The sequence below is a fragment of the Pseudomonas sp. PSB18 genome, from assembly GCF_014596565.1.
Classification (GTDB): domain Bacteria; phylum Pseudomonadota; class Gammaproteobacteria; order Pseudomonadales; family Pseudomonadaceae; genus Aquipseudomonas.
Genome location: NZ_NOIN01000016.1, coordinates 67,534 through 79,916, shown reverse-complemented (window position 1 = coordinate 79,916; position 12,383 = coordinate 67,534). Strand labels below are relative to the sequence as shown.

Annotated in this window: 12 protein-coding genes; 10 read left to right on the top strand and 2 right to left on the bottom strand. The window is 61.5% G+C overall.

Annotation, left to right across the window (positions count from 1 at the left end; genetic code table 11):
- Positions 1-46: 46 nt before the first annotated feature.
- Positions 47-1,015 carry a polyprenyl synthetase family protein gene (locus CGA22_RS25875; protein WP_041024785.1) on the bottom strand — a complete coding sequence of 323 codons (969 nt, stop codon included), beginning with the start codon at positions 1,013-1,015 and terminating at the stop codon, positions 47-49.
- Positions 1,016-1,254: 239 nt separating this feature from the next.
- Between CGA22_RS25875 and rplU the strand changes: the two genes are divergently transcribed.
- The 5 genes from rplU (at position 1,255) to CGA22_RS25850 (ending at position 5,145) form a co-directional block, all read left to right on the top strand.
- The gene (gene rplU, locus CGA22_RS25870; protein WP_007950961.1) at positions 1,255-1,569 is read left to right on the top strand and encodes a 50S ribosomal protein L21; all 315 of its coding nucleotides are present in this window, start codon (positions 1,255-1,257) and stop codon (positions 1,567-1,569) included.
- A 35-nt stretch (positions 1,570-1,604) separates the two neighbouring features.
- Positions 1,605-1,862: a 50S ribosomal protein L27 gene (gene rpmA / locus CGA22_RS25865; protein WP_003176049.1), complete on the top strand. Its 258-nt coding sequence runs from the start codon at positions 1,605-1,607 to the stop codon at positions 1,860-1,862.
- A 190-nt stretch (positions 1,863-2,052) separates the two neighbouring features.
- On the top strand, positions 2,053-3,276 hold the full coding sequence (cgtA, locus tag CGA22_RS25860; RefSeq protein ID WP_041024784.1) for an Obg family GTPase CgtA: 1,224 nt from the start codon (positions 2,053-2,055) through the stop codon (positions 3,274-3,276).
- A 276-nt stretch (positions 3,277-3,552) separates the two neighbouring features.
- Positions 3,553-4,671 (top strand): glutamate 5-kinase, encoded by a 1,119-nt coding sequence (gene proB, locus CGA22_RS25855; protein ID WP_041024783.1) that lies wholly within the window; start codon positions 3,553-3,555, stop codon positions 4,669-4,671.
- A 9-nt stretch (positions 4,672-4,680) separates the two neighbouring features.
- Positions 4,681-5,145: a CreA family protein gene (locus tag CGA22_RS25850; RefSeq protein ID WP_039593900.1), complete on the top strand. Its 465-nt coding sequence runs from the start codon at positions 4,681-4,683 to the stop codon at positions 5,143-5,145.
- A 181-nt stretch (positions 5,146-5,326) separates the two neighbouring features.
- On the opposite strand, the gene rpsT is transcribed toward CGA22_RS25850, so the two are convergent.
- Positions 5,327-5,605: a 30S ribosomal protein S20 gene (gene rpsT / locus CGA22_RS25845; protein WP_020798646.1), complete on the bottom strand. Its 279-nt coding sequence runs from the start codon at positions 5,603-5,605 to the stop codon at positions 5,327-5,329.
- A gap of 254 nt (positions 5,606-5,859) precedes the next feature.
- Here rpsT and murJ point away from each other — a divergent pair, with 254 nt between their 5' ends.
- From murJ to fkpB, 5 genes are all read left to right on the top strand, one after another.
- Complete coding sequence (gene murJ, locus CGA22_RS25840) at positions 5,860-7,398, top strand: murein biosynthesis integral membrane protein MurJ (RefSeq protein ID WP_041024782.1); 1,539 nt, start codon at positions 5,860-5,862, stop codon at positions 7,396-7,398.
- A gap of 129 nt (positions 7,399-7,527) precedes the next feature.
- A complete protein-coding gene (ribF, locus tag CGA22_RS25835; protein WP_041024781.1) occupies positions 7,528-8,466 on the top strand; it encodes a bifunctional riboflavin kinase/FAD synthetase in 939 nt (312 codons plus the stop codon).
- A 13-nt stretch (positions 8,467-8,479) separates the two neighbouring features.
- Positions 8,480-11,311 (top strand): isoleucine--tRNA ligase, encoded by a 2,832-nt coding sequence (ileS, locus tag CGA22_RS25830; RefSeq protein ID WP_041024780.1) that lies wholly within the window; start codon positions 8,480-8,482, stop codon positions 11,309-11,311.
- Entirely contained in the window at positions 11,304-11,816 is a 513-nt protein-coding gene (gene lspA / locus CGA22_RS25825) for a signal peptidase II (RefSeq protein ID WP_041024779.1), read from the top strand. Before ileS ends, lspA begins: the two co-directional genes overlap by 8 nt.
- On the top strand, positions 11,809-12,246 hold the full coding sequence (gene fkpB / locus CGA22_RS25820) for an FKBP-type peptidyl-prolyl cis-trans isomerase (RefSeq protein ID WP_041024778.1): 438 nt from the start codon (positions 11,809-11,811) through the stop codon (positions 12,244-12,246). The genes lspA and fkpB overlap by 8 nt, the downstream gene beginning before the upstream one ends.
- Positions 12,247-12,383: the final 137 nt, after the last annotated feature.

The window sequence follows — 12,383 nt, the reverse complement described above, 5'->3', positions numbered from 1 at the left end:
GCATTGTGGCGAGGGGATGAATCCCCTCACCATGGAAGCCCTTGGATCAATGGGTACGGGCGACCGCAAACTCGCTCAACTCCACCAGGGCATCGCGGTATTCGCTGGCCGGCAGGGCATCGAGGCATTTGATTGCGCGGGCGACATAGTCCCGGGCCAGTTTCGCGGTGTAGTCCAGCGAGCCGGAGGCTTCGACCGCCTCGCGAATGCTTTCCAGGTCCTCGATCCCGCCTTTCTGGATGGCCTGGCGTACCAGGGCCGCCTGTTCCGGCGTACCTTCACGCATGGTGTAGATCAGCGGCAGGGTCGGCTTGCCCTCGGCGAGGTCGTCGCCGACGTTCTTGCCCAGGGTCTCGGCGTCGCCCTTGTAGTCCAGCAGGTCGTCCACCAGTTGGAAGGCCACGCCCAGGTGATCGCCGAAGGTGCGCAGCGCTTCGCTCTGCTCGATGGTCGCGCCGGCCAGCGCGGCGGCGCTGTGGGTCGAGGCTTCGAAGAGCATCGCGGTCTTGCCGCGGATGACCTCCATGTAGGTTTCCTCGGTGGTGCTGGCGTCACGCACCTTGGACAACTGCAGTACTTCGCCTTCAGCGATGATGCGAGTAGCCTGGGACAGGATCTTCATCACCGGCATCGAGCCCAGTTCGACCATCATTTCGAACGAACGCGAATACAGGAAGTCGCCCACCAATACGCTCGGAGCGTTGCCCCACATGGCATTGGCGGTCGAGCGGCCACGGCGCATGCCGGACATGTCGACCACGTCGTCATGCAGCAAGGTGGCGGTATGCAGGAATTCGATGGTGGCAGCCAGCAGGCGCAGGTCGTCGCCTTCGCGGCCCAGGGCCTTGCCACACAGAAGCACCAATAAAGGACGCAGGCGCTTGCCGCCAGCCGAGGTGATGTAGTCGCCGATTTTCGACACCAGCGGCACTCGGGAAGTCAGCTGCTTCTTGATGATGCCGTCGACGGCACTAAAATCGTCCGCCACTGCGCGGTAGAAAGCTTGGGGTTGCATCAGCGACAGGCGCTCCAGAAGGGTTGCGCGGCATGCTAGGACCCACGTCCGGGGCTGTCAAGGCACGATGGACGGCTACTTGCATCGCCATTACAGCTTGCGTACAATCGCGCACCCTGAACTTCCTGGGCAGCACCTGCCTTACGCAATTGCATCCGGGCCTTCCAGCCCATGCAGCCATGCCAGCCAATACCTCTTCTTCTAAAGCGCTGGGTGAGCAGGATTATCGGAGAAATACCATGTCTTATGCAGTAATCGTTACTGGTGGCAAGCAATACAAGGTCGCCCCAGGTGAATACCTGAAGATCGAAAAACTGGAAGTCGCTACCGGCGAATCCGTGACTTTTGATCGCGTTCTGTTGGTCGCCAACGGCGATGACGTGAATATCGGTGCTCCAGTTGTTGCTGGCGCGACCGTTGTGGCTGAAGTGATCTCCCAAGGTCGTCACGATAAAGTCCGCATCATCAAGTTCCGTCGTCGTAAGCACCACATGAAGCGTATGGGCCACCGCCAGTGGTACACCGAGATCAAAATCACCGGTATTCAGGCTTAATTTCAGCCTAATTCCTCACTAGGAGAATTGAACTCATGGCACACAAAAAAGCTGGTGGTAGTACCCGTAACGGTCGCGACTCAGAAGCCAAACGCCTTGGCGTGAAGATGTATGGCGGCCAGAAAATCATTCCGGGCAACATCATCGTGCGTCAGCGCGGCACCCAATTCCACGCCGGTTACGGTGTAGGCATGGGTAAGGATCACACCCTCTTCGCTAAAATCGAAGGCGTGATCAAGTTCGAAGTAAAGGGCGCGTTCAACCGCCGTTACGTGAGCGTTGTCGCGGCTTAATCGCGAGAATGCTGGAGAAGCCCTGTCTTGCGACGGGGCTTTTTCGTTTGTGGGGTGAGTCTCTTGCAAAGCTGTTTGTATGGGCTGCCGGCGCTGCTATCGGGCGCTTGATCTGGTCGCTGCGTTCATTTTTGCAAGAGTCTTATGTCTTGTTTTTTTCGACTCGTCCGTATGGCGAGAGGCGTGTGTCATGAAGTTTGTTGATGAAGTATCGATTCGAGTAAAGGCCGGCGACGGCGGCAATGGTTGCATGAGTTTCCGTCGGGAAAAGTTCATTGAAAACGGCGGTCCGAACGGTGGTGACGGCGGCGACGGCGGCTCGATCTTCATGCTCGCCGACGAAAACCTCAACACCCTGGTGGACTACCGTTACACCCGGCACTTCGATGCCGAGCGTGGCTCCAACGGCGGCAGCACCGACTGCACCGGCAAGAAGGGCGAGGACCTGGTCCTGCGCGTCCCGGTCGGTACAACGGTGATCGACTCCGCGACCCAGGAAGTCATTGGCGACCTGACCAAGCCGGGCCAGCGTCTGCTGGTGGCTCATGGTGGTTGGCACGGCCTGGGTAACACCCGCTTCAAGTCCAGTACCAACCGCGCGCCGCGCCAGACCACGCCAGGCAAGCCGGGCGAGCAGCGTGACCTGAAGCTGGAAATGAAGGTGTTGGCCGACGTGGGCCTGCTGGGCTTGCCGAACGCGGGTAAAAGTACCTTCATTCGTTCGGTGTCGGCCGCCAAGCCGAAAGTGGCGGACTATCCGTTCACCACGCTGGTGCCGAATCTGGGTGTGGTCAGTGTCGACCGCTGGAAGAGTTTCGTGGTTGCGGACATCCCGGGGCTGATCGAGGGTGCCTCCGATGGCGCTGGCCTGGGGATTCGCTTCCTCAAGCACTTGTCGCGCACCCGCCTGCTGCTGCATCTCGTGGACATGGCGCCGCTGGATGAGAGCAATGCTGCCGATGCCGCCGAAGTCATTGTCAGCGAGCTGACCAAGTTCAGCCCGGCCCTGGCCGAGCGTGATCGCTGGCTGGTGCTGAACAAGTGCGACCAGATCCTCGAAGAAGAGCACGAGGAGCGGGTCAAGGAAATCGTCGACCGCCTGGAGTGGGAAGGTCCGGTCTACGTGATCTCCGCCATTGCCAAAGAAGGCACCGAGCGCCTGTGCCACGACATCATGCGCTACCTGGAAGATCGCGCCGATCGCCTGGCCAATGATCCGGCCTACAAGGAAGAGCTGGCCGAGCTCGATCAGCGCATCGAAGACGAAGCCCGTGCGCAACTGCAGGCGCTGGATGACCAGCGTGCCCTGCGTCGCAGTGGTGTGAAGTCGGTCCATGACATCGGCGAAGACGACTGGGATGAGGAAGATGTGGATGACGAAGATGGTCCGGAGATCATCTACGTTCGCGACTGATCCTGAAATGTTCGTCAGTTAAGCTGCAAAAACTGTGGGAGCGAGCCTGCTCGCGAATGCGTTATATCAGCCAATGTCCATGTCGCTGATCCAGCGCTTTCGCGAGCAGGCTCGCTCCCACAGGTTTAAGTGGCTCGGCGCGGTGTTATCATCGCAGCCAGCCGGTTTCCAGGGCGCCGCTCATTCGAGCGGCGTTTTGGTGTCTGCAAAACGCAAATACGAATAATCCCATGGACGGCGCTGGGTCGCGCCGTCCGCTGGCAAAGGTTGAAGATGATGCGGAGCAAGGTGACGGGTGCGCGGCGCTGGGTCGTGAAGATCGGCAGCGCACTGCTGACGGCGGATGGCAAGGGCCTGGATCGCAAGGCGATGGCGGTGTGGGTCGAGCAGATGGTGGCCTTGCATGAGGCTGGCGTCGAGCTGGTACTGGTCTCTTCGGGGGCCGTGGCAGCCGGCATGAGCCGTCTGGGCTGGACGTCGCGACCCAGCGCGATGCACGAATTGCAGGCAGCCGCCGCCATTGGCCAGATGGGGCTTGTGCAGGCCTGGGAATCCAGCTTCGCCGAGCATGGCCGTCATACGGCGCAGATTCTCCTGACCCACGATGACCTCTCCGACCGCAAGCGCTACCTCAATGCCCGCAGTACCTTGCGCGCGCTGGTAGAGCTGAAAGTCATCCCGGTGATCAACGAGAACGATACCGTGGTCACCGATGAGATCCGCTTCGGCGACAACGACACCTTGGCCGCGCTGGTGGCGAATCTGGTGGAGGCCGATCTGCTGGTGATTCTCACGGACCGCGATGGCATGTTCGACGCCGACCCGCGCAGCAATCCCGACGCCAAGCTGATCTATGAGGCTCGTGCCGATGATCCGGCCCTGGACGCGGTGGCGGGCGGTACCGGCGGCGCGTTGGGGCGTGGTGGTATGCAGACCAAGCTGCGTGCTGCGCGTCTGGCGGCGCGTTCCGGTGCTCACACCATCATCATTGGTGGTCGATTGGAGCGGGTGCTGGATCGCCTGAAAGCGGGCGAGCACATCGGTACGTTGCTTTCACCTGAGCGCGGCATGTTGGCGGCGCGCAAGCAGTGGCTGGCCGGGCACCTGCAAACCCGTGGCACCCTGGTGCTGGATGCGGGTGCCGTGACGGCGCTGTCGAAGGGCAACAAAAGCCTGCTGCCGGTGGGTGTGAAGCTGGTCCAGGGCAGCTTCCGGCGTGGCGAAATGGTGGTGTGCGTGGCGCCGGATGGTCGTGAGATTGCCCGTGGCCTGGCGAACTACAGCGCGCTGGAGGCGCAGAAAATCATCGGTCAGTCGTCTGATGCGATTGTCGGTCTGCTGGGTTACATGGCTGAACCTGAGCTGGTTCACCGCGACAACCTGATTCTTGTCTAAGGAAATTACATGGGTTTGGCAAAAGGATTGATCGGCCTGCTGTTGGCGATGCCGCTGCTGGCCTCGGCCGAAGAGATTGGCCAGGTGTCGACGGTATTCAAGTTTGTCGGGCCGAACGACCGGATCGTGGTCGAGGCGTTCGATGATCCCAAGGTGGATGGCGTGACCTGTTACCTGTCCCGGGCCAAGACGGGTGGCGTAAAAGGTGGCCTGGGTCTGGCCGAGGATCGTGCCGAGGCCTCCATCGCCTGTCGCCAGGTGGGGCCGATCAGCTTCAAGGGTGAGCTCAAGGACGGCGAGGAGGTGTTCCGCGAGCGTACCTCACTGGTGTTCAAGACCATGCAGGTGGTGCGGTTCCTCGACAAGAAGCGCAATACGCTGGTGTACCTGGTCTACAGCGACCGCGTGATCGAGGGCAGTCCGCAGAATGCGGTGACGGCGATTCCGATCCTGCCGTGGGCTCGCGCGCAATAATCAACACATAATCTCTGTGGGAGCGAGCCTGCTCGCGATGGCGGCGTAACAGTGACAGCAAGTCGTCTGGCACTCCGCTATCGCGAGCAGGCTCGCTCCCACATTTATATTGCGGTGTGTTTACAGAATTCCAGGCAATAAAAAACCGACCCGGAGGTCGGTTTTTTAACGAGCGCGTCGCTTAGGCAGCAGCGGCAACGTTCAGGGCCTTTACGTGGCCATTCAGGCGGCTCTTATGACGAGCAGCCTTGTTCTTGTGGATGATGCCTTTATCGGCCATACGGTCGATAACAGGCACAGCCAGAACGTAGGCAGCTTGAGCTTTTTCAGCGTCTTTTGCGTCGATGGCCTTAACTACGTTTTTGATGTAGGTACGAACCATGGAACGCAGGCTGGCGTTGTGGCTGCGACGCTTCTCAGCCTGTTTTGCACGTTTTTTGGCGGAAGGTGAGTTGGCCACCGTCGAGCTCCTCGAAAGACTTTTTGGGAAATAGCAAACAAAATAGGCCGCGAATCATGCCGATGAGTTGAGGTCTTGTCAAGGGCGGGTGACGCGTTCCGCTGAATGGCAGGTACAACGCACCGGATGATTTCTTTCCGGCGTGTGACCTGTAAACTCGCGGGCTTTGGCGCTGTGCTGTTTAGCGGCGCGGAGTATCGCACAAGTGGGCGCGTTGTTCGCCTGCTGTTTATCGACAGGCTGAAACTCTTTTCATGAATCTGCTCAAATCGTTGGCTGCCGTCAGCTCTATCACGATGCTTTCCCGCGTCCTGGGATTTGTTCGCGACACGCTCATCGCACGGATATTCGGCGCCGGAATGGCCACCGACGCCTTCTTCATCGCCTTCAAACTGCCTAACCTGCTGCGCCGGATCTTCGCCGAAGGGGCGTTTTCCCAGGCCTTCGTACCGATCCTGGCGGAATATAAAAGCCAGAAGGGCGACGAGGCGACCCGCACCTTCATTGCCTATGTCACCGGCCTGCTGACACTGGTGCTGGCGCTCGTCACGACGGCCGGCATGCTTGCCGCGCCCTGGGTGATCTGGGCCACGGCGCCGGGCTTTACCGATACTCCGGAAAAATACCAGCTCACCACCGATCTCTTGCGGGTGACCTTTCCTTATATATTGCTGATCTCCCTGTCATCCCTGGCCGGAGCGATCCTCAATACCTGGAACCGGTTTTCGGTACCGGCCTTCGTGCCGACGCTGCTCAACGTCAGCATGATCGTGTTTGCGCTGTTCCTGACGCCCTATTTCAACCCTCCGGTGATGGCCCTCGGTTGGGCAGTGCTGGCGGGCGGCCTGGCGCAACTGCTGTACCAGCTGCCCTACCTGAAGAAGATCGGCATGCTGGTACTGCCGCGCCTGAACCTGCGCGACAGCGGCGTCTGGCGGGTGCTCAAGCAGATGCTGCCGGCGATCCTCGGGGTGTCGGTGAGTCAGATTTCCCTGATCATCAACACCATTTTCGCCTCGTTCCTGGTGGCCGGTTCGGTGTCGTGGATGTACTACGCCGACCGTCTGATGGAGTTGCCGTCCGGCGTGCTGGGCGTGGCGCTGGGCACGATCCTGTTGCCGACCCTGGCCAGGACCTATGCCAGCCGGGATCGCCAGGAGTACTCGCGCATTCTCGACTGGGGCCTGCGCCTGTGCTTCGTGTTGGTGCTGCCCTGCGCGGTAGCGTTGGGGATCCTGGCGGAACCCCTGACCGTCTCGCTGTTCCAGTATGGCCAGTTCAAGGCGTTCGATGCCCTGATGACCCAGCGGGCCCTGATTGCTTATTCGGTGGGGTTGTTGGGGATCATCCTGATCAAGGTGTTGGCGCCAGGCTTTTATGCCCAGCAGAACATCCGCACGCCAGTAAAGATCGCCATCTTCACCCTGGTGATGACGCAACTGTTCAACCTCTTGCTGATCGGTCCCCTGGCCCACGCCGGGCTGGCGCTGGCGATCAGTATTGGCGCCTGCCTCAACGCCGGGCTGCTGTTCTACCAGTTGCGCAAGCAGAAGATGTATCAAGCGCAGCCGGGCTGGGGCGCGTTCGGCCTCAAGCTGCTGGTGGCCGTGGGGGTGATGGCGGCGGTGCTGCTGGGGGCGATGCATTTCATGCCGGCCTGGGGCGAAGGGCAAATGCTCGAGCGTTTCCTGCGCCTGGGCGTGCTGGTCGTCGCGGGTGTGGTGGCGTATTTCGGCATGTTGCTGCTGATGGGCTTCCGTCTGCGGGACTTCAATCGCAAGGCCTTGCGCTGAGGGATTGCCCTCGATGAGGGCGGGCCGGGCAGTGGTTTTGTCGGTTCGATCACTTTGGGTTACGGTGTTGCCTGTCGTTGGCCGCCGGGTGTGGTTATAATCGGCCACTTTATGAGCAAGAAGCGCGTTATGCAGCTGGTTCGAGGCCTCCACAACCTGCGTCCCCGGCATCGGGGCTGTGTCGCCACCATTGGCAACTTCGACGGTGTTCACCGTGGCCACCAGGCTATCCTGGCGCGGCTGCGCGAGCGTGCGCTGGAGCTGGGCCTGCCCAGTTGCGTGGTCATCTTCGAGCCGCAACCCCGGGAGTTTTTTGCCCCGGACACCGCGCCGGCCCGCCTGGCCCGCCTGCGGGACAAGCTGCAACTGCTGGCCGCCGAAGGCGTCGACCGGGTCCTGTGCCTGGCCTTCAACGAGCGCCTGAGCAAGCTCAGCGCCGCTGAGTTCGTCGAGACCATCCTGGTGGGCGGTCTCGACGTGAAGCATCTGGAGGTCGGCGACGATTTCCGTTTCGGCTGCGATCGGGCAGGGGATTTCGCCTACCTGCAGCAGGCCGGCCTCGCCCGTGGCTTTACCGTTGAGGCGGCGCAGACCGTCGAGATGGATGGCTTGCGTGTCAGCAGTACCCAGGTCCGCAACGCCCTGGCCGCTGCCGACTTCGAATTGGCCGAGCGCTTGCTCGGCCGCCCGTACCGGATTGCCGGGCGGATCCTGCACGGACAGAAGCTGGCGCGCCAATTGGGTACGCCGACCGCCAACGTGCAACTCAAGCGCCGTCGTGTGCCGCTGACCGGGGTGTTCCTGGTGAGTGTCGAGATCGACGGCAAGGCCTGGCCCGGTGTCGCCAATATCGGCGTACGGCCCACGGTCCAGGGGGATGGCAAGGCCCATCTCGAAGTACATGTTCTGGATTTTGCCGGCGATCTGTATGACCGGCGTTTGACGGTGGTTTTCCACCAGAAGCTGCGTGAAGAGCAGCGTTTTGCCTCCCTGGAGGCGCTCAAGACGGCGATCCATGCAGATATCGCCGCCGCCCGTGCCCTTGTCGCAACCAGCGCCAATCGCTAATGAAGAGCCTTAAATGACCGACTATAAAGCCACGCTAAACCTTCCGGACACCGCCTTCCCGATGAAGGCCGGCCTGCCTCAGCGCGAACCACAGATTCTGCAGCGTTGGGACAGCATTGGCCTGTACGGAAAGTTGCGCGAAATTGGCAAGGATCGTCCGAAGTTCGTCCTGCACGACGGCCCTCCGTACGCCAACGGCACCATTCACATCGGTCACGCACTGAACAAGATTCTCAAGGACATGATCATCCGCTCCAAGACCCTGTCGGGTTTTGACGCGCCATACGTCCCGGGCTGGGATTGTCACGGCCTGCCGATCGAGCACAAGGTGGAAGTGACCCACGGCAAGAACCTGGGCGCGGACAAGACCCGCGAGCTGTGCCGTGCCTACGCCACCGAGCAGATCGAAGGGCAGAAGTCCGAATTCATCCGCCTCGGCGTGCTGGGCGACTTCGCCAACCCCTACAAGACCATGGACTTCAAGAACGAAGCCGGCGAAATCCGTGCCCTGGCGAAAATCGTCGAGGGTGGCTTCGTGTTCAAGGGCCTCAAGCCGGTGAACTGGTGCTTCGATTGCGGTTCGGCCCTGGCCGAGGCGGAAGTCGAGTACGAGAACAAGAAGTCGTCGACCATCGACGTGGCGTTCCCGATTGCCGATGAAGACAAGCTCGCCGCCGCTTTCGGCCTGGGCAACCTGGCCAAGCCGGCCGCCATCGTGATCTGGACCACCACCCCGTGGACCATCCCGGCCAACCAGGCGCTGAACGTCCACCCGGAGTTCAACTACGCCCTGGTCGACGTTGGCGACAAGCTGCTGGTGCTGGCCGAAGAACTGGTCGAATCCTGCCTGTCCCGCTATGGCCTCGAAGGTTCGGTGCTGGCCACCGCCCCCGGTTCGGCGCTGGAGCTGATCAACTTCCGTCACCCGTTCTATGACCGCCTGTCGCCGGTGTACCTGGCCGACTACGTGGAGCTGGGCGCAGGCACTGGCGTGGTTCACTCCGCGCCGGCCTATGGCGTCGACGACTTCGTGACCTGCAAGAAATACGGCATGGTCAACGATGACATCCTCAACCCGGTCCAGAGCAATGGCGTATACGCGCCGTCCCTGGAGTTCTTTGGCGGCCAGTTCATCTGGAAAGCCAACCCGGCCATCGTCGACAAGCTGACCGAAGTCGGCGCGCTGCTGCACACCACCGTCATCGAACACAGCTACATGCACTGCTGGCGCCACAAGACCCCGTTGATCTACCGCGCCACCGCGCAGTGGTTCATCGGCATGGACAAGCAGCCTGCCAGCGGCGACACCCTGCGCCAACGTTCGCTCAAAGCCATCGAAGACACCCAATTCGTCCCGGCCTGGGGTCAGGCGCGCCTGCACTCGATGATCGCCAACCGCCCGGACTGGTGCATCTCCCGCCAGCGCAACTGGGGCGTGCCGATCCCGTTCTTCCTGAACAAGGAAAGCGGCGAGCTGCACCCGCGTACCGTCGAACTGATGGAGGCCGTTGCCAAGCGCGTCGAAGTCGAAGGCATCGAAGCCTGGTTCAAGATGGACGCCGCCGAGCTGCTGGGCGACGAAGCGCCGCTGTACGACAAGATCAGCGATACCCTGGACGTCTGGTTCGACTCCGGCACCACCCACTGGCACGTGCTGCGCGGTTCGCACCCGATGGGCCATGAGAGCGGCCCGCGTGCCGACCTGTACCTGGAAGGTTCGGACCAGCACCGCGGCTGGTTCCACTCGTCGCTGCTGACCGGTTGCGCCATCGACAACCACGCGCCGTATCGCGAGCTGCTGACCCACGGTTTCACCGTCGACGAGTCCGGCCGCAAGATGTCCAAGTCCCTGGGCAACGTCATCGCGCCGCAGAAGGTCAACGACACCCTGGGCGCCGACATCATGCGCCTGTGGGTCGCCTCCACCGACTACTCCGGCGAAATGGCGGTTTCCGAGCAGATCCTGCAGCGCAGCGCGGACGCCTACCGGCGCATCCGTAACACCGCCCGCTTCCTGCTGTCGAACCTGACCGGCTTCAACCCGGCCACCGACCTGCTGCCGGCCGAAGACATGCTGGCCCTGGACCGCTGGGCCGTGGACCGTACCCTGCTGCTGCAACGCGAGTTGCAGGAACACTACGGCGAATACCGTTTCTGGAACGTCTACTCGAAGATCCACAACTTCTGCGTGCAGGAGCTGGGTGGTTTCTACCTCGACATCATCAAGGATCGCCAGTACACCACCGGCGCCAACAGCAAGGCACGCCGCTCGTGCCAGACCGCGCTGTTCCACATCAGCGAGGCACTGGTGCGCTGGATCGCGCCGATCCTGGCGTTCACCGCCGACGAGCTGTGGGAATACCTGCCGGGCGAGCGCAACGAATCGGTGATGCTCAACACCTGGTACGAAGGCCTGAGCGAGTTGCCGCAAGGCTTCGAGCTGGACCGTGCCTACTGGGACCGGATCATGGCGGTCAAGGCCGCGGTCAACAAGGAAATGGAAATCCAGCGCGCGGCCAAGGTCGTCGGTGGCAACCTGCAAGCCGAAGTGACTCTCTACGCCGAAGAAGCCCTGAGTGGCGACCTGGCCAAGTTGGGCAACGAACTGCGCTTCGTGCTGATCACCTCCACCGCCAGTGTCGCGCCGTTGGTGCAAGCCCCGGCCGATGCCGTGGTGACCGAAGTGGCCGGGCTGAAGCTCAAGGTGGTCAAGTCGGGCTTCGTCAAGTGCGCCCGTTGCTGGCACTGCCGCGAAGACGTCGGCGTGAACCCGGAACATCCGGAAATCTGCGGGCGTTGTGTCGACAACATCAGCGGCACCGGCGAGGTTCGCCACTATGCCTAACGCAGCGGGCCGTTTCGGACGGCTGGGCTGGCTCTGGTTGAGCGTGCTGGTCCTGGTCATCGACCAGGCCAGCAAGTTCTACTTCGAAGGCTCGTTGACCATGTACCAGCAGATCGTGGTCATCCCCGACTACTTCAGCTGGACCCTGGCCTACAACACCGGCGCGGCGTTCAGCTTCCTGGCCGACAGTTCGGGCTGGCAGCGCTGGCTGTTCGCCCTGATCGCCGTTGTGGTCAGCGCGGTGCTGGTGGTCTGGCTCAAGCGCCTGGGCCGCGACGAAACCTGGCTGGCCGTGGCGCTGGCGCTGGTGCTCGGCGGCGCGCTGGGCAATCTCTATGACCGCATTGCCCTGGGCCACGTGATCGATTTCATCCTGGTGCATTGGCAGAACCGCTGGTATTTCCCGGCGTTCAACTTCGCTGACAGCGCCATCACCGTGGGCGCCATCATGCTCGCCCTGGACATGTTCAAGAGCAAGAAAACCGGAGAAGCCGTCCATGACTGAGCAGCGTATCGCTCAAAACACCGAAGTGACGCTTCACTTCGCCCTGCACCTGGAAAACGGCGACACCGTCGACAGCACCTTCGACAAGGCCCCGGCCGTGTTCAAGGTGGGCGACGGCAACCTGTTGCCAGGCTTCGAGGCGGCGATCTTCGGTTTCAAGGCCGGCGACAAACGCACCGTGGTCGTGACACCGGAAAACGCCTTTGGTCAGCCCAACCCGCAAAACGTGCAGACCATGCCACGCTCGCAGTTCCAGGACATGGAGCTGTCCGAAGGCTTGCTGGTGATCTTCAACGACGCGGCCAATACCGAGTTGCCGGGTGTGGTGAAGGCTTTTGACGACGCCCAGGTGACCGTGGACTTCAATCACCCGTTGGCGGGCAAGACCTTGAACTTCGAAGTGGAAATCCTCGACGTCAAGGCGGTTTAAGGTTTAACGGGCAATCACTGCTTTCACACTACCTGTGGGAGCGAGCCTGCTCGCGAAGGCGGACAGTCAGCGACAGGATCATTAACTGACACACCGCTTTCGCGAGCAGGCTCGCTCCCACAGACACGAGGCACAGC

Excerpts from the sequence above, each read along its gene's own strand:
- CGA22_RS25875 (WP_041024785.1), bottom strand. The coding sequence starts at position 1,015 with ATGCAACCCCAAGCTTTCTACCGCGCAGTGGCGGACGATTTTAGTGCC.
- rplU (WP_007950961.1), top strand. The coding sequence starts at position 1,255 with ATGTCTTATGCAGTAATCGTTACTGGTGGCAAGCAATACAAGGTCGCC.
- rpmA (WP_003176049.1), top strand. The coding sequence starts at position 1,605 with ATGGCACACAAAAAAGCTGGTGGTAGTACCCGTAACGGTCGCGACTCA.
- cgtA (WP_041024784.1), top strand. The coding sequence starts at position 2,053 with ATGAAGTTTGTTGATGAAGTATCGATTCGAGTAAAGGCCGGCGACGGC.
- proB (WP_041024783.1), top strand. The coding sequence starts at position 3,553 with ATGCGGAGCAAGGTGACGGGTGCGCGGCGCTGGGTCGTGAAGATCGGC.
- CGA22_RS25850 (WP_039593900.1), top strand. The coding sequence starts at position 4,681 with ATGGGTTTGGCAAAAGGATTGATCGGCCTGCTGTTGGCGATGCCGCTG.
- murJ (WP_041024782.1), top strand. The coding sequence starts at position 5,860 with ATGAATCTGCTCAAATCGTTGGCTGCCGTCAGCTCTATCACGATGCTT.
- ribF (WP_041024781.1), top strand. The coding sequence starts at position 7,528 with ATGCAGCTGGTTCGAGGCCTCCACAACCTGCGTCCCCGGCATCGGGGC.
- ileS (WP_041024780.1), top strand. The coding sequence starts at position 8,480 with ATGACCGACTATAAAGCCACGCTAAACCTTCCGGACACCGCCTTCCCG.
- lspA (WP_041024779.1), top strand. The coding sequence starts at position 11,304 with ATGCCTAACGCAGCGGGCCGTTTCGGACGGCTGGGCTGGCTCTGGTTG.
- fkpB (WP_041024778.1), top strand. The coding sequence starts at position 11,809 with ATGACTGAGCAGCGTATCGCTCAAAACACCGAAGTGACGCTTCACTTC.